The following is a 25,595-nucleotide window of genomic DNA, read 5'->3' as shown; positions in this document are numbered from 1 at the left end:
GCAAGGATCCTTGTCGCCCAACTCCGTATGCAAGCACTCAGCCACTTCCTAGAATTCTCCATATCGGTGCAGGTAATCAGATGCGAACACGGTAGTGGTCGGCATGATGCATACGCCGCTGGTGGAGCACCACTTGGTGAAGCAGCGTGGCGCTGCTGGTGGTGAAGAACCGGTGACAAAGCGCAACGGGCCGATTCCGATGGACCGCATGGGCGCCGTTTGGTAGTCAATCGAAAGGAGTAATTTTATGCCACGACTGGAAATGCCAGCGGAAGAGGCCATGACCCCTGAACAGGCAGCTGTTTGTGCAGAAGTGATAAGTGGACCGCGCGGCAAAGTGCCTGCTCCGATGATTGCCTGGTTACGAAACCCGGAGCTCGCAAGACGCGTGCAGAAGCTGGGTGAACTGCTTCGCTATCAAACAACGCTCGAGCCGCGGCTCAGCGAACTCGCCATTCTCGTGTGCGCCCGGCATTGGACTGCGCATGTGCAATGGAACGCGCATAAGGCAATAGGGCTGAAATCGGGACTCGACCCGCAGGTTGTCGAGGCCATCGCGGCGCGTCGCGCGCCAGCCATCAGCGAAGACCGCATGCGAGCGGTCTACGAGGTCTCTTCGACGCTCCTCTCGACGAGCCGGGTGCCTGAGCAGCTTTACGCACGCGGCATCGAGCAGCTCGGCGAGCGCGGGATGGCGGAGCTTGTCGCAATTCTGGGCTACTACTGCCTGGCATCGTTCACGCTCAACACATTCGAACTCGGCCTGCCGAGCAGCGTGGCGCCGGAATTGGAGGATCCGGACTATCTGGAGACGAAGACGGGCAGTTGAGACAGCTGGCGGTAGCGCGGACCCATCCGGGCCACGTGCAGATCCCGGTCCAAGCCGGGACGAACATTCCAAATACGTACGGAGACATTCATGAGTTTTTCGCGCATGAACCGCCGTGACGCGTGCCTCGCGCTCGCTGGCTTGCTGGCCGGCGGACTCACACCGGGTCTCGCGGCGGCGAGCGAGTTTCCAGGCAGGCAGGTGACGTTGATCGTTCCCTATGAGCCTGGTAATACGGCAGATCTTTGGGCACGGATGATCGCGCCGAAGCTTTCGGCCCTGTGGAAGCAGCCGGTGATCGTGCAGAACATGCCAGGGGCGAGCACCATGATCGGCGTTGCCTATGTCATGCGTTCGAAGCCTGACGGTCACACGCTACTGCTCGGAAGCCTCAGCACCAGCATGGCCAAGCTGACCAATGCGAACGTGCACTTCGATCCCCAGGTCGAACTCGCGCCCGTGCTCAAGTACCTCAAGTTCAAGATGGTGCTTGCCACGAATGCCGTTACATATGCCAAGGCGAATAAACCTCCACGAACTTGCCACGCTCAGCGAATCTGCACCAGGCGGAATTTTCTACGGTGGCACAGGGCCAGGGACCGCTTTCAATATGAGCGCCGGGTTTGTTTTCAGGGGGCTCGGCGTGAAGTATTCCGAGGTGAATTACAACGGCACGATGCCCATCATGCTCGCACTGATTCGCAACGAGGTGCAGGTACTCGAGAACACGCCTGCTGCGCTGAAGGGACATATCGCCGACGGCAGCATCTACCCCATCGCGGCGTTCGGCGAGGAACGCTTCCCCGAGTTGCCGAGTGTCCAGACGGTGCGTGAAGCCGGGTACAGGGGGTTTTACCCGGTCCTCTGGAATGGTGTGTTCGCGCCAAAGGGCACGCCGTCAAGCGTGCTCGACCGCATCGCCGCGGACATCTACGCTGCGTCAACGGCACCGGATATAAAAAATCGCATCGAATCGACTTTCTCCGGCTTCATACCCAAGTCCAACCCACAGCTTTTTGCGCAGGAGATCGAAACAGAAACAAAGCAATGGCGCGATTTTCTTGCGAGTATCCATTTCAAACCTCAGTAACTGTCTCTGAAGGAGAACCCAGTGAAGATCAATACCTCCGAAGCCCATGGGGTGGCGGTCGCCTTCCTCGTGCGGCGCGGCATGTCCGAGGAACACGCACGAATGGTCGCGGACCACCTCATCTACGCAATGCTTGCCGGACATGCGTATGCCGGCCTGCCGAGGCTGATTCCCATGGCCGAACGGCTGCGCAAGACCGGAACCGGCGGCACAATCCGGACCGTGAAGGAGACAGATAAATCCGCGCTGATCGACGGGGCGAATGTCAACGGCTATGTCACATCTGTCATGGCGATGAAGAAGGCCATGGCACTTGCCAAGGCGAGCGGCGTCGGCATTGTGGGCGTGAACAACAGTTGGTTCTCCGGCCTGCTTCGCTATTACGTCGAGCCTCCCGCAAACGAGGGCTTCATCTCGATCCATGCCGCGAACTCGACGGCTCGAGTCGCGCCACATGGCGGCGCCGACAGTTTGCTGGGAACGAACCCGATCGCGTTTGCATTTCCCGGTGACCCCTCGCCACTTGTGATCGACTTCGCCACCTCCCAGCTCATGTGGGGCGACGTCATTTATCACGGGCAACTCGGCAAGCCGCTTCCGCCTGACTGCGCTGTTGACCCGCAAGGGCGGCGGACCACGGACCCTGCTGCGGCGCTCGCAGGTGCTATTCTCGGTTGGGGCGGTGCGCGCGGTTTTAGCGTCTCACTGATTGTGCAGGCACTCGGCATTCTTGCAGGCAGCGATCCCATCGTAGGTGAGGCGGGTAAGTGGGGGTATCTTTTCATGACGATCAACCCGGAACTCTTGATGCCGCTCGACGAATTCAAGCAGCGCATCGGCGTCTTGCGTTCGTCCATCGAAGGCTCCCGTCCCATCGAGGGCGGCGGTCCCGTGAGGGTGCCTGGAAGCGCAACCGATGCGCGCCTGGCCGAAGGGCGCGCGCGTGGATGGATCGAGATCGAAGACGAGATCTACCGCCGCCTTACGGAGGAGTAAAATCGCGAATCGCGACGGCCATCGGAGCCTGTCATGCCGTCCAGCAAAAACGCTGGGCGGCATTTTTTGTTCAGGATTCGTGCCTGCGCAATGCAGGCAGGAGTCAGGCGGGGACGGACAGGACGATCTTGCCGAAATGGGCGTTCGAGCTCATACGGTCAAGGGCCGCGGCGGCCTGCTCGAGGGGGAACACGCGATCGATCGGCAGCCGCAATCTGCGATCGGCAATGGCGGCCGACAAGTCACGTGCCATCAGTGCCGTGAGGTCGCGAATCTCATCTACTGACCGCGTACGGAAAGTGACTCCCATGTATGAGATGCGACGCAGCGCATGCCAATTGAAATCGACAACACCCTCACTGCCTCCGAGCCGGCCGACATTGACGATGCGACCAAGCTTGGCGCAGGTCTTCATGGTCTGGTTGAAGGCTGGTCCGCTCACCTGGTCCACGATGACATCCACGCCCTTTCCGGCAGTTGCGTCAAGGATTTGCTCTACCCAGTCGGGCGCGGACGCATCCAGCGCATAATCCGCGCCGAATTCATGGAGCCGGCTACGCCTTACGCTGTTCGTCGAAGTGCCGATCACAGCGCCTGCTCCGAGAAGTTTCCCGATCTGCATGCCCATGAGGCCGACACCGGAGCTGGCACCGTGGATCATGAGTATCTCGCCGCGTTGCATGCGGCCTGCAGTAACGATTGCGTTGTGCATGGTCTGGCACGCGAGCATGAGGACCGTTGCCTCCTCGAAAGCGATGCCGTCCGGGATACGCATGGCGCGGCCCCGATCCGTGACGGCGTATTCCGCGTATGCGCCGGTCCCGGTGCACATCACGCGGTCGCCAGGTCTCCATTCGGTCACGGCAGATCCTACCCCGGCGATTTCGCCGGCCCACTCCATGCCAATCACCTTGCCATCTTTCGCTGCAACGCCTGAAAGATCGGCCCGGTTCAGACTTGCCGCGCTGACACGCACGAGGATCTGGTCGGGCTCAGGGCGCGGCACCGGGGTGTCGCCGGGCTGTGCACCGGCGGGCGTTGCAAGTATCGCTTTCATGACGGGTCCTGTCATTGTGGAGTCTCATCGAGGGATCTAGCTGCCACCCGCCGCTTGGTGGCATTGCCGGTATAGAAGGCGGCGCGCGTCCCGCCGTCGACAGGGAGCACTGTCCCGTTGACGTACCGAGCCGCATCGCTAAGGAAGAACAGGATGACATCGGCGATGTCGTCCGGTTCGGCGATGCGGCCTAGCGGCGATTCACTGGTCGGCTTGTACAACGAAGTGACATCGGTTTTGGCTGCGCCCTCCAGCATCGGCGTTGCCACGGTTCCGGGCGCGACGGCGTTGACGAGAACGCCGGAGGGTCCCAACTCGACGGCAAGCACGCGGGTGAGCAAATGGAGTGCTGCCTTCGTCGCCGCGTAGAAGCCCGAACCAGGCTTGGGCCGGATGCCGGCACAGGAGCCGACCATCACCACGCGCGCTGGATGGACAACACTTGACCGCTCGCGCAAAAGCGGAAGCGCTTCGCGCACTGTCAACCACGGACCCTTGACGTTCACGCCGAGCAGCAGATCCACATCTTCTGGCGTGTGCTCTTCGAGCGCTCCGACGCGGATCACGCCAGCGGAACAGATCAGGGCGTCGAGTTTCGCCGTCTGGCGGCGGATGGCCTCGAATGCGGACCGGACGCTCTCGACGTCGGCCACGTCGCATTGGAGGTGACGCAGTCGGTTTCCCGAAGTCTGCGATGGCGCATACTGGTCCAGTGCATGTCCACAAACGTCCAGGGACCATACGGTCCAGTCTTCGGCAATCAGGCGTTCGACAGTGCGTCGCCCGATCCCGGACGCGCCGCCTGTGACAACAGCAGTTTTGTTGGTCATGATTTCTCCCGTGGCTCGGACGAGCTTAGGGGTGTGCCATCAGCAAAGTCAACGCACGAGTGTGCGAAGCTGCTTGCTCGCGCTCGCAAAGATGAGCGGTACGGCAGGCGCTCCGAATGTCTTGCCGCCGCGCGCAAAACTGCTTGCCGGCGGGGCGCATAGATCGGGCGCCGAGTGAGTCATACACTACTCTCGCACGATCATCCGGCTACCAGAGTTCACATAGTAAATATCGGAGACAAGGCACGACTGAGTCCTGTTCGCGAGCTGCCTTTATGGTCGAGGGTGATCGGCGATCACGGGTTCGGAAGCTGTCTGGCAATTGGAGGAAGGACGAATGCCGAATCCATTGGTTTCGCTACCGAAGGACTATCTTGGTGGCGGCTTGATGATACTGATTGGTGCGAGCGCAGCTGTCATGGGCGCGACATACCGCGTCGGAACGCTGCGGCAAATGGGACCGGGCTTTTTCCCGATCGCGTTGGGGGCCTTATTGATGCTTGCCGGCACGGCCATAGCCGTTGCGGCTTGGCTCGAGCATGCGCCTGCAGCTGTGGTCAATTCGAAGACGTTGCCGCCAGAGTGGCGAGGCTGGGCGTGCATCGTTGGTGCGTTGATCGCATTCGTCATTCTGGGCCGTTATGGGGGCTTGTTGCCCGCCTGCGCCGCGGTCGTTTTTATCGCGGCGATGGGTGACCGCGACAATAAGCCGAAGGACGGCGTGCTGCTCATGGCGATCATGCTGGTATTTGCGGTTGTCGTGATATGGGGCGTGCTGCGAATGTCCTTTCCGCTGTTTACGTGGGGAGGTGCCTGAGCCATGCTGACCGATTCGCTCACAAACCTCTGGTACGGCTTCGAGATTGCGCTGCAACCCCACAACCTTTGGTGGTCGTTCGTCGGTGTTCTGATAGGCAACTTGATAGGTGTTTTACCGGGACTCGGCGCACTGACGGCCATCTCGATGCTCCTGCCGATCACCTATTCCATGCATCCGGTACCCGCCGTCCTGATGCTGGCCGGGATCTTCTACGGATCGATGTATGGCGGCGCGATAGGTGCGATCCTGCTGAACCTGCCATCGCACCCGCCGCATGCGGTAACCTGCCTCGACGGGTACCCGATGGCCAGGGCTGGAAGAGGCGGAACCGCGCTGGGCGTCGCGATGTTTGCATCGTTCTTCGCTGCATCGTTCGGCATCGTCGTGATGATCATCGCTTCGCCGCTGCTAGTACGAATCGCCTTCAATTTCGGACCTGCGGAAATCTTCTCGATCATGCTGCTCGGCCTGCTGGCAGGCTCCACGATGGCTCGCGGCTCACCGCTCAAGGGCGTCGCCATGACCACCGTGGGATTGCTCCTCGGCATCGTCGGCACGGATGTTACCAGCGGCGTGCAACGGTTCACGTTTGGATTTCTGGAGCTCTCCGACAAGATCGAACTCGTTGCGCTAGCACTTGGCCTTTTCGGTGTGGCTGATTTCCTCGTCAGTATCAACCGCATGCACGCGGTCACGTCCAGCAACAAGAAGATGGACGTCGGCTTCAGGGATATGCTGCCGAGCAGGACTGACATCAAGCAGGCATTCTGGCCAACGATCCGCGGAACGTTGGTAGGTACGGTCTTCGGCGCAATGCCGGGGACCGGTCCGACGGTAGCGTCGTTCGTAGCATATGCATTCGAGCGCAAGGTATCTCGCAAGCCCGGTCGCTTCGGTCATGGCGCACTTGAGGGCGTTGCAGCTCCGGAAGCCGCATCCCATTCCAAGACGCAGGTCGATTTCATCCCGACGATGAGTCTCGGCATTCCGGGCGACGCGGTGATGGCGCTCATTCTTGGCGCGCTACTGATTCAAGGCGTTCAGCCGGGCCCCCAAATGATCAGGGAACACCCGGACATCTTCTGGGGCTTGATCGCAAGCTTCTGGATTGGCAATGTGTTGCTGATGATCATGAACCTACCGATGATCGGCATCTGGGTCAGAATGCTGAAGGTGCCTTACCGCTACCTTTTGCCGTTGGCGATGGGCTTTATTGCCATAGGGGTGTACTCCACGAATAACTCGCTTTTCGAGGTTGGCGAGGCACTCTTCTTCGGCGTAGTCGGCGCGGTCCTTCTCGCACTTGACTTTCCCGTCGCGCCGATCCTGCTCGGCTTCGTGCTCGGGCGACCATTCGAAGAGAACTTTCGCCGGGCACTGCTGCTGTCACGCGGTGACATGATGATCTTTGTCGAACATCCGATCAGCGCCGTGCTGATCACGCTTTGCGCCTTGTTGCTGCTGGCTCAGATCTGCTTCGGACTTCGGCGTGCGGTGATTCAAAGACGAGTGAGCGCTGCCGCGCGGACTGGCCAGGCCCATCAGTCGGAACCGGTAGCTCAGGGCGGCGCTGAGCCGATCAGCGTTCCCGCCGCGCAAACGGCGAGCCGCCGCCTTTCCGACACGTGAGGCCACGCATTGCCTGCTGCCGACCCTACATTCATCGTTCATATTTGCTCATCAACGCCGCCGCAGCGGCAATGGAAAGCGAGGGAGAAAAGATGGCTTCTCTTTGTACCGCTACAGTCACTGCAGATTTCACTTGCCTGGACGAATTGCTGCGGCGGCGCCACAGCTGCCGAGCCTTTCTGCCGCAGCCAGTGTCGCGAGACGTCATCCGGCGAATTCTGGAGACGGCACAGCGCACTGCATCCTGGTGTAATGCCCAACCTTGGCAGGTGCACGTGATGAGCGGCGAACCGCTCGAAAGCCTTCGAAGCGATCTGATGGCCCGCGCCTCAGCGAACCTCGCCCCATCACCCGAACTCGATTGGCCGCGCGAATATCGCGGCGTTCATCAGACGCGCAGGCGCGAAAGCGGCTGGGCCCTTTATCGTGCCACCGGCGTGCAGAAAGGCGATCGCGAAGCCGCGGCGCGACAGGGGAGAGAGAATTTCAGGTTATTTGGTGCTCCGCATCTGGCGATCGTGTGCAGTGACGACTCCCTCGGCACTCACGGCGTCATGGATTGCGGCGCCTGGGTGTCCAACTTCCTGTTGGCAGCCACCGCGGTAGGCGTCAGTGCAATCGCACAAGCTGCACTGGCCTCATGGCCTGATATCCTCCGCAAGCACCTCGACATTGGCGCCGAGAATCGCATCATCTGCGGCATCTCCTTCGGATTCGAAGACACGGAGCACGCGGCCAACAGTTTCCGCACGTCGAGGGCGCCGATTGACGACGTCGTAGCATGGGTGGAATGACCATCGCGGTGCGCCAAAAATGCGCGGGTTCCGGCGCGATGCGCGCGGCGTTGCGCCAGTGTCTTTGATAGGCAGATTCTGGCGTAGACGCCACGGCGGCGGCAGCTGGACACCGTACGACGCAGCGACTGGTCGTAGGTGGCCGCGCGGTTCGTCAACTTTTGTAGAACAAGGCTTCCGTACCGAGGATGAAGGTTTCGAGGCCCGTTAGCGCGACCAATTGAAAGATCGCGAGGATCTCTTCCCGCGTGGCGCCGTGTTGCAGCGCATGGCGTATATGAAGGGCAAGGCCCGCGCCATACATATGAGTCACGGAAGAGTCGATGGCAACGTAGATCAATTCTCGCTCTTTGGGCGTCAGCGAACCATGCTTCCACGGCTCGGTCGATAGTCCCGACAGCGCCTTGAAGTAATCCGGAAGCAGCCGCGCGATAGCATCGCGCTGTTCGTTCCAGAATCCGCGCGTCTTCACGAAGTCCTGTCGTATTTCTTCGATATCAGAGCGCGCAGCTGGCAGATCGGCGGCATCCTGCCCGCGCGTCGCTCGCAGTTCCTCGATGAGGATCGGCACGGCGAAGTACAGCGCATGATTACTCAAACCGACGATAGACAGCAGGACGTCCAACACGTCCCGCTCGGATGCGCCTGCCGCCCTAGCCCGCCCGACGTGCCGCCTAATAGCCTTCTCGTTCAGCGCCGTCGCTGATGCATGCAGCGCAAGCAGCACGAGTTCCTTCATTCTCGGTGAAAGATGCTTGTCACCAATAACGGCGCGCCAAAATTGGGAGGCGGCTTCCAATGACGTTGTGGCCGTCAGCCGCAGATGTTCCGGCACGCGCGGGTCATCGAAGGTGCCGTCGAGTTGATCAAGTTCGTAATGCACATCGTCTCCTTGCGTCGGTTGAACCGGCGAGCTGACCATTGATAGAACGAATGTGTCCGTAGCAACACAGGTCGCCTCCCGCTTTGAAGGTATCGCGATCAATCCATGCCGCAGGACGTGAAAATGCCGGGGACCCCGGACTACGCATGCTTATAAAAAAGAATAGGCGTGGGACTGAAGGGGCATCCAGCGTTTCTTAAGCGAAGCTCATTTGCGCCAGACAGAAAATCGGAGTTGGCATTGTCGCGTCGTGCCGCGATAGATGTGCGCGGGCCAACGATTTTTGCGGCCTGAGCAAGAGTCCTAACCGCGTCCGCAGATGGCGGGCGGCTACCACCGCTACTACAATTTGTTCACAGGGGCAAACCTGGAAAGGTTGCTTTGCCAAGCACAAACAAGGAACGGACGTTATGGAAGAAGCTATCTCTAGCATTGCCGAAAGTGTGGATAGTGAGGCAGACCTGGTTCAAAGGTGGCTGTCCCGTTTCGAGCAGGCACTGAAGTCGCTGAACCGGGATGCATTGGGTCAACTTTTTGCCGACGAATCCCACTGGCGCGATTTGCTGTCGTTCACCTGGAACATCACACCGCATCAGGGGCGCGAGAGCATCGTTAATGAGCTGATAAGCAGACAGCACCAAATCCAGGCGCATCGGTTCGAGATCGCCGAAAAACGTACGCCGCCCCGCCGCGTCAAGCGTATCGGGATTCCGGTGACTGAGGCTATTTTTACTTTCGAGACAGCCGACGGCCGTGGTAGCGGCGTCGTGCGGTTGTTGGAATGCGACCCTGAGAGGGCGTGGATTTTCATGACGTCGCTGCAGGAGCTCAAGGGCCATGAGCCGGCGGTGGGCGAGCGGCGTCCATCGGGTGCGGAATACTCGCGCCAGTTCGGCAGCCAGAATTGGGCGGAGCGTCGTGCAAAAGAGCAAGCTTTCGAAGATCGCGAGCCAGCCGTACTGATCATTGGCGCCGGCCAGACCGGCCTGTCCACAGCGGCGCGGCTCCGGATGATTGGTGTGGACGTGCTATGCGTGGAGAAGCTGCCTCGAGTAGGAGACGTGTGGCGCCAACGGTATCACTCGTTAGCGCTGCACAATCAGGTAGCGCTAAACCACATGGCATACATGCCGTTTCCTCCAACCTGGCCGAAGTACCTTGCGAAGGACATGCTGGCCAATTGGATCGAGAACTACGCATGGGCGATGGAATGCAATGTTTGGACAAGCACGACGTTTGTGGGCGGGGAATACGATGAGGCAGCTGGCCATTGGCGTGCGAAGGTGCGTCGTGCCGACGGGTCCGAGCGTGTGCTTCGGCCCAGGCATATCGTGTTTGCCAACGGCATCGTTGGTGCGCCCAAGCGGCCCAAGTTGGCGGGGCTCGAGGACTTCAAGGGTGAGGTTCTGCACACACATGACTACAAGGACGGGGCCGCTTGGCGCGGAAGGAATGCGCTGGTGCTGGGCGCAGGCACGAGCGGCCACGACATCGCGCAGGACCTGCACGGCCACGGCGCGAACGTCAAGCTGATCCAGCGTGGTGCGATCGCAGTGACGAGCCTTGATGCGGCATGCGTGACCTATACCACGTACTACGATGACGGCTTGCCTATCGAGGATTGCGACCTGCTTGCGTTGTCCGCTACGTACCCGATCGCAGTGCGAAACGCGCAAGCCGTGACGAAGCGGCAGCAGGAATTGGACAAGCCGTTGCTGGACGGGCTGCGCGCTCGGGGCTTCAAGCTGGATTTTTGCGAGGACGGAACCGGGTACATGATGAAGGTTCGGCGTACGCACGGTGGCTACTATCTGAACTGCGGCTGCTCGGAATTGATTGTCAATGGTCAGGTCGGCCTGCTTCACTTCGAGGACATCGAACGCTTTGTCGAGGATGGTGCGCTGATGAAGGACGGGCGCGTGGAGAAGGCGGACGTGTTGGTAACCGCCACGGGCTATCAGAGCCAGCAGAGCGTGGTAAGGGAACTGCTGGGTGCCGCGGTGGCCGAGAGAATCGGCCCCATTTGGGGAATCGCGAAGGACGGCGAACTCAACAACATGTACAGGCCCACAGCGCAAAAGGGGCTATGGTTTCTCGGCAGCGGGTTATCGCAGGCACGCATTTACTCACATTACGTCGCCTTGCAAATCAAGGCCCGCGAAATCGGGCTCATTGCCTGAGCCGCGGTCGCACTGGCGCAGGAGTTCGTGCACAGCGGCGAGGCGCTCTTAGGAATCGCCGCCCTGATCGCTTATAGACTCAAAAAGAGGATACGAGACATGCTGGATCTGACTGGAAAGGTGGCTTTCGTCGCAGGCGCGGGTTCATTGGGGGAAGGCTGGGGCAACGGCAGGGCCACGGCGGTGCTGATGGCTCGGCAGGGCGCCAAAGTGTTCGGCGTGGACATCAATGAGCAAGCGTTGGCTGACACGGCGGCGATCATGGAGCGGGAAGGTCACAAGAACTGGGCGTGGCAAAGATGCGACTTGACGTCGAATGATGACGTCAAGGCGGCGATCGTCGCGTGCGTGGAACAGTTTGGGCGGATTGATATCCTGGTCAACGTCGTCGGAGGGAGTGTCCCGGGGGATCCCGTGTCGCTCGGCGTCGACGCATGGGATGCGCAGATGGACCTGAACCTCAAGACGGCATTTCTGGGCTGCAAGCACGTGCTTCCCGTCATGGTGCGGCAGTTTGAGGCTGAAGGTAAAGGTGGCGCAATCGTCAACGTCTCGAGCATCGCGCACATGAGCCATCAGGTCGGCGGACGCGTGCACGTTGCCTATGCGGCTTCAAAGGCTGGACTTATGGCGTTCAGCCGATCGACAGCCATTGCCTACGTGAAGAAGGGCATACGAGTCAACACAGTCGTGGTCGGCATGATGGACACACCAACCGTCAAAACACGGATCACCAAACAATTGGGCGTATCCGCCGACGAATTGAATGCCAACCGCAACGCTATGATTCCTATCGGTCATATGGGCGACGCGTGGGACATTGCGAATGCCGTAGTGTTTCTCGCAAGCGACGAGGCGAAGTACATCACCGCGACGCAACTCGTCGTGGATGGCGGCGTGACCGCAGCCAGGTAAGCGCGACGACAAGGGGGACCCAATGACTCATGGTGCCTTTCAGCACAACCCGATCAGGCCACAGTGGCTCGCCGCGCGCACCGAAGAGCCACTCGATCCCGCGCTCCCGGTCGTCGACTCGCACCACCACCTTTATCAACGTCCGGGTCTCAAATATCTATTCGATGACATGCTTGCCGACCTGCGATGCGGTCATGACGTGCGCGCTACCGTATTCGTGCAGGCGCGGACGATGTATCGGGTCGACATGCCCCCGGCGATGCGCCCGGTCGGCGAGACGGAATTTGCCAACGGAGTGGCAGCGAAGAGCGCTAGCGGTCTTTATGGCGATGTGCGAATGTGCGCGGCCATAGTGGGTTTCGCGGATCTGCTTCTCGGCGACGACGTCCGTCCCGTGCTGGAACGCCACATTGCAGCGGCTGGCGGGCCAGTGTCGGAAGGCGGCAGATTCCGTGGCATTCGCCAGTCTCTCGCCTGGGACGGCGACTCCGCGCTGTTCAATGCTGCAGCCTACGCGACCACCGAAGACATGATGGATTGCGCGTCGTTTCGCGCAGGTTTTGCGCATCTGGGTGCACTTGGCTTGAGCTTCGATGCCTGGTTGCTTTTCCCCCAGATACCGCGACTGACGTCGCTCGCACGCGCCTTTCCAGAGACGCCCATCGTACTGAACCATTGCGGGGGAGTGCTGGGCATCGAGCGTTTCACAGGTAAGCAGCAGGAAGTTCTTGCTCAATGGAAGGCTTCGCTACTTGAACTTGCCAAATGCCCGAACGTGATGGTCAAGCTCAGTGGCCTCGGTATGCGGTTATCCGGCTTTCGCTTCGAGGACCGGGACCGGGCTCCGTCGTCAGCAGACCTCGCCGATGCATGGCGTCCCTGGTTCGAAACGTGTATTGATGCTTTCGGTGCGGACCGTTGCATGTACGGTAGCAACTTCCCTGTCGATAAGGGAAGCTACAGCTTCGGCGTTGGACTAAACGGCCTCAAGCGGATCGCCGCCAGTGCGAGCGCCGAGGAGCGGGCTGATTTGTTCTGGCGAAGTGCGACGCGGTTCTATCGTCTTCGATCGGACATAGCTTCTTCGTAGCGCGTAGTATTGGAAACCGGGACGACTGCCGAGACCAGCAAGTGCTGTTGGATCACGACACATTCAATTTGGATAACTGATGTTTCCCATAAACTTCCTGCGCCACTCGGCGCTCACCTGCCCGGATTCCGTGGCGGCGGTCGACGATGATAGTCGTCTGACCTATAAGGAATTGATTGATCGAAGTGATGCTTTCGCGGCAGGGCTACAGGACCTGGCGGGCAAAACACGGCCGACTGTCGCGCTGCTGGGCCCCAACAGTGTCGAGATGCTGGTAGCGTTGATGGCGGTCCACGCCAGCGGAGCGATTCTCGTGCCGCTTAACGGACGTAACGCCAAGCCCGAACTCGATGCACAGATCGGCCGTGCCAAACCGGACGTGCTCGTCGTTCATCGAGACTATCTGGACAAGTTCACCGCTGGTGATCGCCGCGTGTCGGTCGTCGATGCAGACTTGGGCGACGCGCGCGCCATGACCCGGCTCGAACGCAAGTATCGGGGGCAACGCGCCGAATGGAGTGCCAGACTCACGGATATCAACGCCATCAAATTTACAGGAGGCTCCTCCGGCGTGCCCAAGGGGGTATTGCAGTCTTTCAGGTGCATCAACGCGCTAGTCAGTGCGGTCGTGATGACGTTCGAGCTGACGCCGAACGATCGCTATCTTTGCGCGGCGCCGATGACTCATGGCGCCGGGGCGTTCATCCTGCCGACGCTATCCAAGGGCGGCTGTGTGGTGCTGACATCCAACGCGGCGCCTAGGCACCTCCTCGACCTTATGCAGCGCGAGCGCGTGACGAGCACCTGGATTCCCCCGACGCTCCTTTACAAGCTGATCGACGAGCAGAAGGCACGGCCGCGCGAGCTGCCCCGCCTGGCCCACCTCATCTGGGGCGGAGCAGCTGCATCGCCGGCCCGTCTGCGCGAAGCGCTACAGGTGTTTGGTCCCGTGATCGAAACGGCTTATGGCCAGACGGAAGCGCCCCTTATTCTGTCCGCGGCGCGCGCGGGCGACATCACGAACGAAAGGCGGCTCACGTCGGTTGGTCGAGTCGCACCTCTGGTGGATGTCGCGATCCTGGACGAGGAGGGGAAGCGGCTCGGCCCCAATGAACCGGGAGAGATCTGTGCGCGCGGAGATCTCCTGATGAGCGGGTACCTTGACATGCCGGAAGAATCGGCGAAGGCGTTCCGTGACGGCTGGCTCTGTACGGGCGACCTGGGCCTGATTGACGAAGACGGGTTTCTGTACATCAAGGACCGGATACGCGACGTGGTCATCAGCGGCGGGTTTAACGTCTATCCGTCTGATGTGGAAGCTGTGATCGCGCAGCATCCGGCTGTGTCTGAGGTAGTGGTATTCGGGGTGCCGGACGACCACTGGGGCGAGCGCGTCGAGGCCGCCCTGGAGTTCCGCGCCGGCCAGACCGCCACCGAGGATGAGCTCATCGCATTCTGCAAGGAGCGCGTGGGGTCCGTGAAGACGCCGAAGCATATCAGAATCGTCAAATCGCTGCCACGCAGCCCGGTGGGGAAAGTCGTTCGTCGGGAAGCGCGGGCGATGGCAATATCGGGAGGCAACGCATGATGCCTCCGAGACCCGGTAACGCGACCTTTCTTCCCCGTACCTAAACATCGCTTGGGACCGGGTTCATGCGGAAATGCTATGAATCCCGGCACCGAAAAGTGAAACAGGAGACACTAGATGAATCAGCCCGTTCGAACGCTTGATGTTCAGTCGTTTATCGATGGTGAGCGATTTTCGCCCTGCCAATGGTTGATACTGGCCCTATGTTTTCTCGCCTTCGCGGCCGACGGATTTGACAACGCGGCGATTGGCTACATCGCGCCGGCGCTGATACGCGATTGGGGTGTGGCACGCGACGCTCTGGGATCGGTCATGAGTGCGGCGCTGGTCGGCGTCGGGATCGGAGCGCTCGCCGCCGGTCCATTGGCCGACCGCGTTGGCCGCAAGACGGTGCTCGTCTTGTCCATTGCATTTATTGGTGTCTGGAGCCTTGCGGCGGCACAGGCACATACCATTACCGTGCTGCTTGTGTTCCGCTTCCTGACGGGGTTGGGCCTCGGTGCCGCGATGCCGACTGGAATAACGCTCACGTCGGAATACGCTCCGGAGCGCATACGCGGTGTCGTTGTCAACAGCATGATCTGCGGTTTCTCATGCGGAATGGTCGTTGGTGGCGCAGCGTCGGCGTGGCTCATACCGCATGCAGGCTGGAAGAGCGTGTTGATCGCGGGTGGCGTCGGCCCCTGCCTGATCGCGTTGCTGGTCGCTGTCGCGTTGCCGGAATCAGCCCAATTCCTTGCGGTGCGCCAGGACACGCATGCGCGGATCGCTCGCATCCTCAAGCGCATTGCGCCGCAACAGCAATTCGACAACTACAGGTTCGTTGCCAGCCAGCGTAGCGAGCCCGCGCGCGGCGCGGCGCTTGCGCTCGTATTGTCCTCACGCTATTTACCCCGCACGCTGCTGCTCTGGGCTGCATATTTTTTGACGCTTATCGTCTATTACCTGCTCGTCAACTGGATGCCGACGCTTTTTCATGATGCGGGGTTCGACGCGCAGCGCAGTGCGTTGGTGACGTCCCTGTTCCCGCTTGGCGGGGTCATCGGTACCATCGTTACCGGCTGGTTAATGGATCGTTTCGACGCGAACCGCACGATAACGTTCGCATACGTGCTGGCGGCCTTGCTGGTATTCATCGTGGGGCGGAGCGTCGGTAGCGCGCCGGTGCTATTTGGTATCCTGATTTTCCTTTGCGGGATGATCCTCACGAGCGCGGCCACTTCCACATCTGCTTATCCGGCAAGAGTCTATCCGACCGAGGCGCGCGCGACGGGCGTTGCGTGGGTCCTTGGCGTCGGTCGAACTGGCGCTGTCGCGGGCGCGTTCCTGGGCGGTGAGCTCCTCACACTAGGCTGGCGGGCTGCAGACGTGTTTGGCCTGCTTGCCGTGCCTACGCTATTGGCTGGTGGGGCTGTGTACGCGGTTTCGATCTGCTTGTCGCATGCAAGGGGCGGGGAAGAGTCAACGACTGCAGCGGTGAAGCACTCCTAGCAGGCCGTGCCGGCGTCTTCACGATATGCCGTCGCGTGACAACGCATGACGGCTGTCCAATAGTCGTGTCCGGAGAACAGTTTCGCAATGGACCAGTTCACGCGAATCCAGACGTTTATAAAGGTGCTCTCGAAGATGAACTCGGTATCAGGCTTCTGAATCGTTCTACTCCCAGTCTGGCGTTGACTGAGCCGGGACGAACATTTCATGACCGCGTCAGCACGATCGCCGGGCAGCTAGCAATGCCAAATCGGAGGCGGCTTCATTCCGGGAAAGTGCAAAGGGGGTGGCGCGGGTATCATTGCGCGTCGCGACCGGCACAACGATCATCATACCGGCACTCCCTCGCCTGCTCCTGCGATACCCGGACTTGGGCTTTGACATTTCGGTGACTGACGAGCGGGTAGACCTCGTTTCGAACAATAACGAGGTGGCCATCTGGGCGGGCGACATACCCGATACGGAGCTGGTCGCCAGGCCTATTAGTCCGAACCGCCGCATTGTTTGCGGCTCCCCAGAATAGTTTAGGCGACGAGGCGCTCAGAAGACACCTGACGACCTACGGGATCATGTCTGCCTGCTCTATGCGGCGCGATCGTACGGCCATGTATGGAGATTTTCGAAGGATGGTGCACGACAGAAAGTTGCTGTCCACGGGAACCTGCGGTCCGACAATGGCCTGGTCTTAACTCTCCGCCGCGTTGGCGGGCGCCGACATTGCCATGGTCCACGAGTGGATGGTCCGGCCGCCAAATATTAGGCGGTCAGCTGACGCGGGTGTTGGATGATTATGTCGTCAGTCCGCGCGCTGCAGACTCGGAGTTGTATGCTGTTTGTCCAACTGATCGGGGTCTTCCACGGAAGGTAAGGATTTTTATCGACTTCTTGATCGAATTGTTCCAGCCAGAAGAGGTGGCTGCCAGAGCAGCCGCTGTACTGGAGCCGGACTCCACGCATGGCAGGTACGGCGGGCTTGAGGGTCGGCCGCAAAATCGTGCTTACACCAACATATCATGTGGGTTGACCGCGCCAATTTTCGTGGCACGGGTCACTAGGTCTTAGACGAATGGAGCGATATCAGGTCGCGGAGCTGGCTACTTGATCAGAGGCCCGAGCACGTGAACAGCCGTGGCGGCATCTTCGACGCCAAGCAATCCCCCCCCATTTTCGATGATGCCGAAGCGAGCGCCTGCCACCTGCCCGGATCCCGCTTCACCCCGAAGTTGTGTCACTACGTCGTGGATCATCACCAGCCCGGTACCACCAATGGGATGTCCCTTCGAGATGAGGCCACCTGATACATTGATCGGGATTCGGCCACCCAGTGAGGTTTGACCGGAAAGGCCCAGCGGTCCACCTTCGCCACGGGCGCAAAACCCCAGGTTTTCGGATTGCAACACCTCGGCAAACGCCGTTGCATCATGTAATTCGGCAAGGCTCATGTCTTCCGGGCCTACACTGGCTTGCTCATAAGCTTTGCGTGCGGCGATCAGTCCCGAGTGGCGTTCATAATCGTCCGGATCACGATCCGAGCTGCTTACGATTACAGAAGCCGCCACCTTGACCGCGCGGCGTGAACCGAGTTGCTTCAGCGCCTTTTCACTAACCAGCACAGTGGCGGCGGCGCCGTCGCTAATGGGTGAGCACATTGAGCGCGTGAGGGGCCACACGACAGGAGCATCGTTCAGAACCTCCTCGGTTGTCATAGGCTTGCGATACTGAGCGCGCGGATTATGAACCGAGTGGCGGTGATTTTTGGCAGCGATTGCGGCGATCTGCTCAGCAGTGGTACCGAATTTTGCCATGTGCTGACGCGTCAGGCCGGCGTAAATATCCATAAAAAAGCTGCGTCCGGGTGCGCCGATTCGCATGTCGTCTTCCACCCCGGGCGGCACAGCCGACTTGCCGAGATTTGCCAGGCGCTCAAACGTCTCGTTGACGAGATGAACATCCGTTCCGCCATTGAACGCCTTGAACATTGCTTCCTTTTTGTCGGGATAAAAGAGCTTATCCGCACCCACAGCGAGCACGACGTCATGCTGGCCGGCCAAGATGCTCATCATGGCTTGGTTGAAAGCCGTGCTCCCGCTGGCACATGCGTTCTCCACATTGATAATGGGAATGGTTTGGACTCCAATAGCCTTCAAGGCGCATTGGCCACGGATAGAATTTTGTCCCTCCATTTGACCTTGACGAGCGTTGGTAAACCACGCGCCCTGCACGTCTGCGAGTTCCAACTGGGCGTCCCGCAGTGCTAAATTGACCGCTTCGCGAACGAGATCTTTGACCGACTTGTCCACGAACTTCCCAAGGTTCGTCATTCCGACGCCCACCACATACACACTAGTCATTGGTATTCCGTCCTTTCATATGGAAAGAAGTCGATTTCACTGAAATATTTCGGGAGAAGACGTTAGCTGTTAAGAGACCGCTGCGCTTCTGCGGCTTAAGACAACAACCACGCTTCGATTTTAGGCGCCTGCTGTCGGGGTGGACCGTCCATGAGCCGACAAGGTTCTTTGTCATCGATGCAAAGCCGCCTATGGGGTGAAGAAGCTAATCGACCGCGTCGCCCAGGCGCGCGAACCTTCTGTCCGAATATTAGCCCCTCGTTGTTAGAACTTGTGCCGAATCGCGACTCGAATTACCGCCTGATGATTGGACGTAGAAGGTGTGACGGTATTAATCGACGCAACAGCGCTCTTTCCTGTGGAATCGGTGCCGCTCGCCTTTTGATATATCGCCAGAGCGTATACGTCCGTCCGCTTAGAGAGGAAGTAGTCAATGCCGAGCCCACCCTGGTTGTATGTCGCATGATCTGCACCGTTGGCGCCACTATTCCGCGAGTAAACGTAAGATGCGCCAGCCAGCAATGCAGGCGTGATTTGGTATTTGAAGCTCAGTTCGGCATTATTGAAGGTGGCGGTGCCACTGATACCGCTTGCCGGAACGGGACCTGATGATTTATCCCCGAGTGACATGTACTTTGCGTTTGAATATGTGGCTCCAATGGTTGCTGCTCCCAGCGTGTATGCCGCCCCTGCGGCAATGACTTGCTGTGTGTGCGCCGACGCATACGCGGAAATAACAGGCGATGACCCGAAATTCGAACCGGGTACACCTCCAACGGTCGCTGCGACTGTACCGCCAGCGCCATAGAACGATGTGTTCGGATTGCGCACGTTGAGATATCCAACGCCAAGTTGCAATGGCCCGTTTGAATACCCGGCTCCGAGAGACCAGATCTGATTGCGACTAACGTTGCCAGCTACACCTCCGACTGCATACATACCACCGAACCTGAGGCCACCAAAGCTGTCGCTCGTGTATTTGATGGCGTTGTTTGTTCGATTGGTGTTGTTGAAGTTATCGGTATCGCCCGGGTGCGCGAGGAACGAACCACCCCATTGCTCAGCTGCGCCCAGGGGGCCGACGTAATCCACGACTGAATCATATTGGCGGCCAGCCGTCAATGTGCCGTATGGGCTCGACAAGCCTACATAGGCTTGTCGACCGAACATAAGGCCCCCTTGTCCAAGTTTGCCAGTGTTGACGTCATACCCGTTTTCCACGACGAAGATCGCCGAGATGCCGCCGCCAAGGTCTTCTTTTCCACGCAGTCCGAAGCGGGATCCCTGCAACTCGCCGCTCGACAGATAGTATTGACGCTTCCCGTCCGAATTGCTGTTGAAGTTAAAACCCTCGTCGATAAGTCCGTAGAGGGTTACGCTGCTTTGCGCCAACGCAATACTGCTTGTCATACCCAGCAATACTCCCGCAGCAAGACGTTTTTTCATGCTTGATCTCCATTGACTTATAGGTTTGACGCGATCTCCCTATCGTTACGGAGTAGACAGAGGAGAGAGAAGAGTGCTGCGCGGACGCAGACAGTCGAATCGAGGAAGAATGAGCGACGCGAAAAGGCCGGCAAAAGTGCGGATTCCAACCGCGCATGGGGAGATGCAAGCGGTCCATTGCGAGGGACGTCGCTGTGTCGCCAGCAGGTGCAGCTGGACGTTGTCTCCAAATCATTTTGATATCCTTAATTGGACGGCAACGAGACAATACGCAACGGAACGCTCTCTTTGGCAGAAGGCTCTCTCCGCAAGTCGATTAACTGCATCCGTTCCGCCGATGCAATCACCTGAACTTTCAGCGGTGAGTTATTGTCCAAGCCGGTACTGACAAGCTTACTAGATGATCGACGATTGGCCTTTGCGCTATGCGGCAAGGTTCTTATCAGGAATCGAAGTGTCGGCCGGAATATCGTTCTCGCCAGCGCGATCCAGTGATGGCAAGCCTCGCTAAAAGACGGTGTTCTCGCTCGTCGGGTAGAACCCTTTTCGTCGCCATGGAAGGCCAACTACGCGATTTTGCGATGGAAACAAGGTTTTCTGACCGCGCGCCGTGTTGGCCAACGGCGAGCCAACTGCTGGAACCTTTCGCGGTTAGCAATTCTTGGAAGATACCACCTGATCACGGCGAAAAGGCGCTACAGTAAGGGCAAGGCTGGGGGAGGGCGCCGCGGACGTGAAGAATGAACCGAAATCTGGAGATGGGCGTTTCTGGGCTGCAAGCATTCCCCAAGGGCGATGGAGTCGGCCGGCTGATAGGAGGTTCGCTTTGTTACCCGTTGCAGAGGTGCTTCTCAGATCAATACGCTTGCGGATGAGTAACTATTTGGATTCGCTATCGACTCAGGTTGGCGGACCGTCGGCCAACAAGCGAGGAGCTTCGGCTAAAGAATCCGCCCCTTTGAACAGATGGACAAGAAAGTCGACAAAGATCCGAACCTTGCGTGAAAGACCGCGGCTGTTCGGATATACGACGTACAATTCGGAATCCTCTGCTCTTGGTCGCACGGTATAATCGCCCATCATCCTGGCAAGTTCACCTCGAGATACTGGAAGCCGAACCGTCCATTCCTGCGCTACGAGGATGCCGATGCCTGCTATAGCCGCGGAAATCAGCACCAGACCATTGTCCGATCGAAGATTGCCGTTGACCTCGATATCTTCCCGCGTGTCGTCCTTTGTGAACTCCCATATGTTGCCGTAAGAGCGCGCTGCGTAGAGCAAGCAATTATGATGGCGCAGGTCTTCTGGTGTCGTGGGAACGCCGTGGCGCTCAAAGTAGCTGGGCGAGGCACAGACGATCCGTTCACTACGAGTCAGGCGCCTCGCGACAATTTCCGTGTCCGGTATATGGCCCATCCAGACAGCGACGTCTATATTGTTTGCTACAAGATCGGGTCGCTCATCCGTCAACGAGATATCGAAACCCAACTCCGGGTACTGATCGACAAGACGGGGGAGGGCGGGAACGATAATCGTGGTGCCCGTTGAGACTCTCAAGGATACTCTGAGGACTCCCTTGACGCTTTCCTGGAAAGACGTAGCTTCTGATTTCGCGTTGCTCAGGTCTTTCGAGATGGTTCGAACGCGCTCAAAGAATATTCTGCCGGGCTCGGTCAGCGACAAACTGCGTGTGCTGCGGTTAAGAAGCCGTATGCAAAGCTCTTCTTCAAGCGACTGCACTTGTCTTGCGACAGCACTGATGGAGGAGTCGGTGCAACGGGCGGCCGCCGAAAAACTGCCGGCTTCGACCACTTTGATAAACGTTTGGATCCGCGTGAAGTCGTCCATCATCCAGCCTGGATGTCCATATTGAAGAGATTCCTTGTCGATGAAGCGCAGTCACGAATGGAAACGTTCCCGCTCCGACTTGCATTTCATTTCGACAGCAGACCTTCATCACCGCTCCTTGTCAACGGGGACTCTCCCTATAAGCCGAGCCGCCGTAGGCGGCGCGGGCAGTCCAGACGACGCATCGGGCAGGGACATCGCTTGAAGCATGACAAATGGTGGGGTTCGTCTTTAGACGTGCGCGCGTCCTGACACGAATGCTTGCGCGTCAGACGCTCCTTGTCGCATTCGTGCGGCCCTGTCCGAGCCTCGCGCCGTATCGCTGCCGCGATATCGCTGACGGACGTCGATAGCGGCGGAGGCTGCCGCTTCGGCTGGGCAAAATTGCGATGCGCGCGCAACTTCCGGTTGCGGCAGATTATTGCGGCGCAATAATGACGTCGGACGAGCTCGCTTATGATGCGGGCGATGCGCGGCCGGCATCTTCTTTTTCGCGGGTGGTTGGAGCGAAAGCTGCGCATGGGCGACGCGCGGGTTGGCCGGATTTTTGCGATAGATGACAAGCACCTTGGCCTGAAAATCGCTGCGAGATTCTGGACTCAGCCGTAGTGCATTGGTACGCTGTTCTGAACAGCAAGAGGCTATCCGTTTGTAAGAACCGTGACGCAAATGCACCATTTGTAGGCGATCGGTGAGAAGCGAAGCAGGGACGAGTGCCTCGCGCGCGTGTTTCCGGCCATTAATGGGTTCCGGGGCCTTCCGGGGCGCGAGACGCGTCGGATCAAGAGTTTTCTCGTGCTGCCTCGCTTTTTCGAAGAGGCCGAGCAACCTGGGGATCGGGTGATGGCAGGTTTGTTTTATGAAGAGTTCGAAGTCGGCCGGGTGTTCGAGCATGCGTGGTCTCGCACCGTGACCGAAATGGACAACGTTCTTTTCAGTTGTCTGACGCTAAACGTCCAACCGCTACACATCGATTCAGACTTCGCGGCGAAGACAGAGTTCGGTAAGCCCTTGGTCAACAGCCTTTTTACACTGGGGCTGCTCATTGGCATGACGGTCAACGACACGACGATCGGAACGACCGTTGGCAATCTGGGAATGCGCGAGGTGACGTTTCCAAATCCGGTATTTCACGGCGACACAATCCGGGCACGGACCACTGTGCTCGATACGCGCGAAAGTAAATCCCGGCCCAACGCCGGACTGGTCGAGTTCGAGCATGTGGCGCTCAAACAGACAGGGGACGCAGTGTGTCGATGCGTTCGCACTGCGATGATGCGAAGGAAAGCGGAATGATTCGCTCATTCATGTTTGTCCCGGCCGACAGCGAACGAAAACTCGAAAAATCTCTCGCAAGCGCGTCCGACGCGTTGATTTTCGACCTGGAAGATTCTGTTGCCACTAGCAGGAAGGCCGAGGCAAGGTCTTGCCTGCACAGATTTCTTTTGCAGCACCGGGGGCGAATCGACAAGCACGTGTATGTTCGGGTTAACGATCTGACTTCGGGCATGACAGTGAATGACCTCGCAGCGGTCATGCAGCATCGGCCCGATGGTATCGTCCTGCCGAAGTCCATAAGCGGTGAGGACGTTCGATGTCTTAGCTGCTACCTGGACGTCTTTGATGCGGTCAATAGCCGGACGGGATCACCGACAAGGATTCTCCCCATCGTCACGGAGACCGCTTCATCACTCTTTGAATTGGGGTCCTACAAGAACGCGTCGCCCCGACTCATGGGCCTGATGTGGGGGGCCGAGGATCTCTCGGCCGACATAGGCGCGACGCGCCGAAAATCGAGCGGGCGCTGGACAGGGGCGATTGCGCATGCGCGATCGCTCTGCCTGATCGCGGCGGCGAACGCGGGCGTACCAGCAATCGATGCAATCTCAGCGGAGATTGCGGATTTGCGGGTCGTCGAAAGCGAGGCGCTGGAAGCCAAGCAAGACGGATTTGCAGCGAAGGCCGCCATTCATCCTTCTCAGGTCTTCCCGATCAATGACGTGTTCACGCCGTCCGACGAAGAGCTCCGGTGGGCACACCGAGTCATCAGTGCATTCAATGATGGAAGCGGCGTTGCAACGCTAGACGGGCAGATGCTGGACCGACCGCACATGAGGCTCGCAGAAAGGCTCCTCGCCGCCTGCTCAGGGCAGCAAATCGATGTCGCACACCAGCGACCACGAACTTTCGCAGACGAGAATATCAACGCGACTGACGCTCCGCACAATCGACCTGTCAGTGGTGTGCGCTGACGCAGACTGGTTGCCGTCCAGATAACGAATGACATTTCAAGCGGGCCGCACGTGAACGGCCACGACACGATCCAAGGAGTTTTAGTTTATGAACTTCGATCTTAACGAAGATCAGTTGTCAATTCAGTCATCGATCGAAAAGATCTGTGAGGAATTCGACGATGAATACTGGCTGGAGCGCGATCGCAACGGCGGCTTCCCTCATGAGTTTTACCGAACGCTGGCGGAAAACGGTTGGCTCGGCATTGCCATGTCCCCCGACTACGGCGGTGCGGGACTGGGCATGACGGAAGCGGCCGTAATGATGCGAACTATTAGCGCGTCGGGGGCGGGCCTATCGGGAGCTTCGGCCGTACACATCAATATTTTTGGTCTCAACCCGGTGCAGGTGTTCGGAACCGACGAGCAGAAACAAAGATTCCTGTCTCCGCTCATTAAAGGAGAGGACAAAGCCTGTTTCGCAGTGACAGAACCGGACGCCGGACTTGATACAACCCACCTGAAGACTCAAGCAGTGCGAGACGGCGATCACTACGTCATCACGGGAAGAAAGATCTGGATTTCGACCGCCCAGGTGGCTAACAAGATGTTGATCATTGCGCGTACGACCCCGCTCGATCAGCTCGCGAAACCGACTGACGGGTTGAGTCTCTTTTACACCGACCTCGACCGCAGTCGTGTGGAGGTTCGGGAAATCGAAAAGATGGGCCGCAAGGCCGTCGATTCCAATATGTTGTTCATCGACGGATTGCGGGTTCCGAAGGCGGACTTGATCGGCATCGAGGGACAAGGCTTCAAATACTTGCTGCACGGGCTCAACCCCGAACGCATCCTGATTGCAGCAGAAGCCATTGGTCTAGGGCAAGCAGCGTTGCGGCGCGCTACTCAGTACGCAAAGGAGCGTGTTGTATTCGGTCGTCCAATCGGGCAAAACCAGGCAATTCAGCATCCCCTTGCACAAGCGTGGATGCAACTGGAGGCGGCCAACCTGATGGTGTTGAAGGCCGCGACCCTGTACGACGCAGGGAAGCCCTGCGGTGCGGAGGCGAACAGCGCCAAATATCTCGCTGCTGAGGCGGCGTTCCAGTCCTGCCAGACAGCGATCGCTACGTTGGGCGGAATGGGGTATGCGAAGGAATACCATGTCGAGCGATACCTTCGGGAGTGCATAATCCCTCGGCTGGCGCCCGTGAGTCCCCAAATGATCATGTGCTTTATAGCCGAAAAAGTGCTGGGTTTGCCCAAGTCCTACTGAACTTAACGAGCCCGCCATACCTTGACGACATTCCGCTGGCGGCAGCGGAGGTCTCGTTGCGCTTGCAATGTTGCAGAAGCGTCCGGCACGCGCAAGCCATAAGAGCAGGTGGGCGGGGACAGTGGTCAGTAGCGAAACTGAAACTTACCGTTTCGGCTTACCGATGACGCTTGGCAAGCTACCGTCGGGCACGGCCTTGAAGCACGGGCAGCGGTGCGAATCACGCGCGCGAGGATTGGGTGCGGACGCGT

The 25,595-nt window shown here is 59.0% G+C and carries 22 protein-coding genes and 1 pseudogene; 16 read left to right on the top strand and 7 right to left on the bottom strand.

The genetic code is table 11. From position 1 onward, the window contains the following. Positions 1-247 precede the first annotated feature (247 nt). The 4 genes and pseudogenes from OKW39_RS22250 to OKW39_RS22235 all read left to right on the top strand — a co-directional run bounded on the left by OKW39_RS22250 (position 248) and on the right by OKW39_RS22235 (position 2,915). Positions 248-829, top strand: coding sequence for a carboxymuconolactone decarboxylase family protein (locus OKW39_RS22250; protein ID WP_429563683.1), 582 nt, complete (start codon positions 248-250; stop codon positions 827-829). Between the two features lie 90 nt (positions 830-919). Further along, positions 920-1,324: pseudogene (locus tag OKW39_RS22245) on the top strand (Bug family tripartite tricarboxylate transporter substrate binding protein); the annotation flags it as partial. Beyond that, entirely contained in the window at positions 1,248-1,919 is a 672-nt protein-coding gene (locus OKW39_RS22240; RefSeq protein ID WP_429563682.1) for a Bug family tripartite tricarboxylate transporter substrate binding protein, read from the top strand. The pseudogene OKW39_RS22245 and the gene OKW39_RS22240, both read left to right, overlap by 77 nt. A 21-nt stretch (positions 1,920-1,940) precedes the next feature. Beyond that, complete coding sequence (locus OKW39_RS22235; protein WP_165572565.1) at positions 1,941-2,915, top strand: Ldh family oxidoreductase; 975 nt, start codon at positions 1,941-1,943, stop codon at positions 2,913-2,915. Between the two features lie 103 nt (positions 2,916-3,018). Here OKW39_RS22235 and OKW39_RS22230 read toward each other — a convergent pair whose 3' ends face one another. Both OKW39_RS22230 and OKW39_RS22225 read right to left on the bottom strand, forming a co-directional pair. Next, positions 3,019-3,972: a zinc-binding dehydrogenase gene (locus tag OKW39_RS22230; RefSeq protein ID WP_429563681.1), complete on the bottom strand. Its 954-nt coding sequence runs from the start codon at positions 3,970-3,972 to the stop codon at positions 3,019-3,021. An 11-nt stretch (positions 3,973-3,983) separates the two neighbouring features. Beyond that, positions 3,984-4,802 carry an SDR family NAD(P)-dependent oxidoreductase gene (locus OKW39_RS22225; RefSeq protein WP_429563680.1) on the bottom strand — a complete coding sequence of 273 codons (819 nt, stop codon included), beginning with the start codon at positions 4,800-4,802 and terminating at the stop codon, positions 3,984-3,986. Between the two features lie 337 nt (positions 4,803-5,139). Here OKW39_RS22225 and OKW39_RS22220 point away from each other — a divergent pair, with 337 nt between their 5' ends. The 3 genes from OKW39_RS22220 to OKW39_RS22210 are packed head-to-tail and all read left to right on the top strand — an operon-like array spanning position 5,140 to position 8,045. Next, on the top strand, positions 5,140-5,619 hold the full coding sequence (locus OKW39_RS22220) for a tripartite tricarboxylate transporter TctB family protein (RefSeq protein WP_429563679.1): 480 nt from the start codon (positions 5,140-5,142) through the stop codon (positions 5,617-5,619). 3 nt (positions 5,620-5,622) lie between these two features. Beyond that, on the top strand, positions 5,623-7,251 hold the full coding sequence (locus tag OKW39_RS22215; protein WP_429563678.1) for a tripartite tricarboxylate transporter permease: 1,629 nt from the start codon (positions 5,623-5,625) through the stop codon (positions 7,249-7,251). Between the two features lie 44 nt (positions 7,252-7,295). Beyond that, positions 7,296-8,045, top strand: a complete 750-nt coding sequence (locus OKW39_RS22210) for a nitroreductase (RefSeq protein WP_429563677.1) — start codon at positions 7,296-7,298, stop codon at positions 8,043-8,045. Positions 8,046-8,199: 154 nt separating this feature from the next. Here the strand turns inward: OKW39_RS22210 and OKW39_RS22205 are convergent, their stop codons facing one another. Then, on the bottom strand, positions 8,200-8,928 hold the full coding sequence (locus OKW39_RS22205) for a carboxymuconolactone decarboxylase family protein (RefSeq protein ID WP_429563676.1): 729 nt from the start codon (positions 8,926-8,928) through the stop codon (positions 8,200-8,202). Positions 8,929-9,338: 410 nt separating this feature from the next. Here OKW39_RS22205 and OKW39_RS22200 point away from each other — a divergent pair, with 410 nt between their 5' ends. The 6 genes from OKW39_RS22200 to OKW39_RS22175 all read left to right on the top strand — a co-directional run bounded on the left by OKW39_RS22200 (position 9,339) and on the right by OKW39_RS22175 (position 16,715). Then, on the top strand, positions 9,339-11,108 hold the full coding sequence (locus OKW39_RS22200; RefSeq protein ID WP_429563675.1) for a flavin-containing monooxygenase: 1,770 nt from the start codon (positions 9,339-9,341) through the stop codon (positions 11,106-11,108). Positions 11,109-11,207: 99 nt separating this feature from the next. Then, entirely contained in the window at positions 11,208-12,023 is an 816-nt protein-coding gene (locus tag OKW39_RS22195; protein ID WP_133665304.1) for an SDR family NAD(P)-dependent oxidoreductase, read from the top strand. A gap of 22 nt (positions 12,024-12,045) precedes the next feature. Beyond that, positions 12,046-13,113: an amidohydrolase family protein gene (locus tag OKW39_RS22190; RefSeq protein ID WP_429563674.1), complete on the top strand. Its 1,068-nt coding sequence runs from the start codon at positions 12,046-12,048 to the stop codon at positions 13,111-13,113. Positions 13,114-13,192: 79 nt separating this feature from the next. Beyond that, the gene (locus OKW39_RS22185; RefSeq protein ID WP_429563673.1) at positions 13,193-14,701 is read left to right on the top strand and encodes a class I adenylate-forming enzyme family protein; all 1,509 of its coding nucleotides are present in this window, start codon (positions 13,193-13,195) and stop codon (positions 14,699-14,701) included. A gap of 117 nt (positions 14,702-14,818) precedes the next feature. Continuing rightward, entirely contained in the window at positions 14,819-16,192 is a 1,374-nt protein-coding gene (locus OKW39_RS22180; RefSeq protein ID WP_133665301.1) for an MFS transporter, read from the top strand. Between the two features lie 286 nt (positions 16,193-16,478). Then, the gene (locus OKW39_RS22175; protein ID WP_429563672.1) at positions 16,479-16,715 is read left to right on the top strand and encodes a LysR substrate-binding domain-containing protein; all 237 of its coding nucleotides are present in this window, start codon (positions 16,479-16,481) and stop codon (positions 16,713-16,715) included. 571 nt (positions 16,716-17,286) lie between these two features. On the opposite strand, the gene OKW39_RS22170 is transcribed toward OKW39_RS22175, so the two are convergent. From OKW39_RS22170 to OKW39_RS22155, 4 genes are all read right to left on the bottom strand, one after another. Continuing rightward, entirely contained in the window at positions 17,287-18,543 is a 1,257-nt protein-coding gene (locus tag OKW39_RS22170) for a thiolase family protein (RefSeq protein ID WP_429563671.1), read from the bottom strand. 264 nt (positions 18,544-18,807) lie between these two features. Next, positions 18,808-19,989 carry a porin gene (locus OKW39_RS22165; protein ID WP_429563670.1) on the bottom strand — a complete coding sequence of 394 codons (1,182 nt, stop codon included), beginning with the start codon at positions 19,987-19,989 and terminating at the stop codon, positions 18,808-18,810. A 900-nt stretch (positions 19,990-20,889) separates the two neighbouring features. Beyond that, complete coding sequence (locus OKW39_RS22160) at positions 20,890-21,840, bottom strand: LysR family transcriptional regulator (RefSeq protein ID WP_429563669.1); 951 nt, start codon at positions 21,838-21,840, stop codon at positions 20,890-20,892. A 228-nt stretch (positions 21,841-22,068) separates the two neighbouring features. Continuing rightward, complete coding sequence (locus tag OKW39_RS22155; RefSeq protein ID WP_429563738.1) at positions 22,069-22,731, bottom strand: hypothetical protein; 663 nt, start codon at positions 22,729-22,731, stop codon at positions 22,069-22,071. On the opposite strand from OKW39_RS22155, the gene OKW39_RS22150 reads away from it, so the two are divergent. The 3 genes from OKW39_RS22150 to OKW39_RS22140 all read left to right on the top strand — a co-directional run bounded on the left by OKW39_RS22150 (position 22,681) and on the right by OKW39_RS22140 (position 25,344). Then, positions 22,681-23,133, top strand: a complete 453-nt coding sequence (locus OKW39_RS22150) for a MaoC family dehydratase (protein WP_429563731.1) — start codon at positions 22,681-22,683, stop codon at positions 23,131-23,133. The genes OKW39_RS22155 and OKW39_RS22150 overlap by 51 nt on opposite strands. Next, positions 23,130-24,089: an HpcH/HpaI aldolase/citrate lyase family protein gene (locus tag OKW39_RS22145; RefSeq protein WP_429563668.1), complete on the top strand. Its 960-nt coding sequence runs from the start codon at positions 23,130-23,132 to the stop codon at positions 24,087-24,089. The genes OKW39_RS22150 and OKW39_RS22145 overlap by 4 nt, the downstream gene beginning before the upstream one ends. A gap of 88 nt (positions 24,090-24,177) precedes the next feature. Continuing rightward, complete coding sequence (locus OKW39_RS22140) at positions 24,178-25,344, top strand: acyl-CoA dehydrogenase family protein (RefSeq protein ID WP_133665295.1); 1,167 nt, start codon at positions 24,178-24,180, stop codon at positions 25,342-25,344. Positions 25,345-25,595 lie beyond the last annotated feature (251 nt).

The sequence above is a fragment of the Paraburkholderia sp. MM6662-R1 genome (assembly GCF_050436245.1).
GTDB lineage: Bacteria > Pseudomonadota > Gammaproteobacteria > Burkholderiales > Burkholderiaceae > Paraburkholderia > Paraburkholderia tuberum.
Note: the sequence above shows the minus strand (reverse complement) of the source record. Positions and strands in the feature narration are given on the sequence as shown.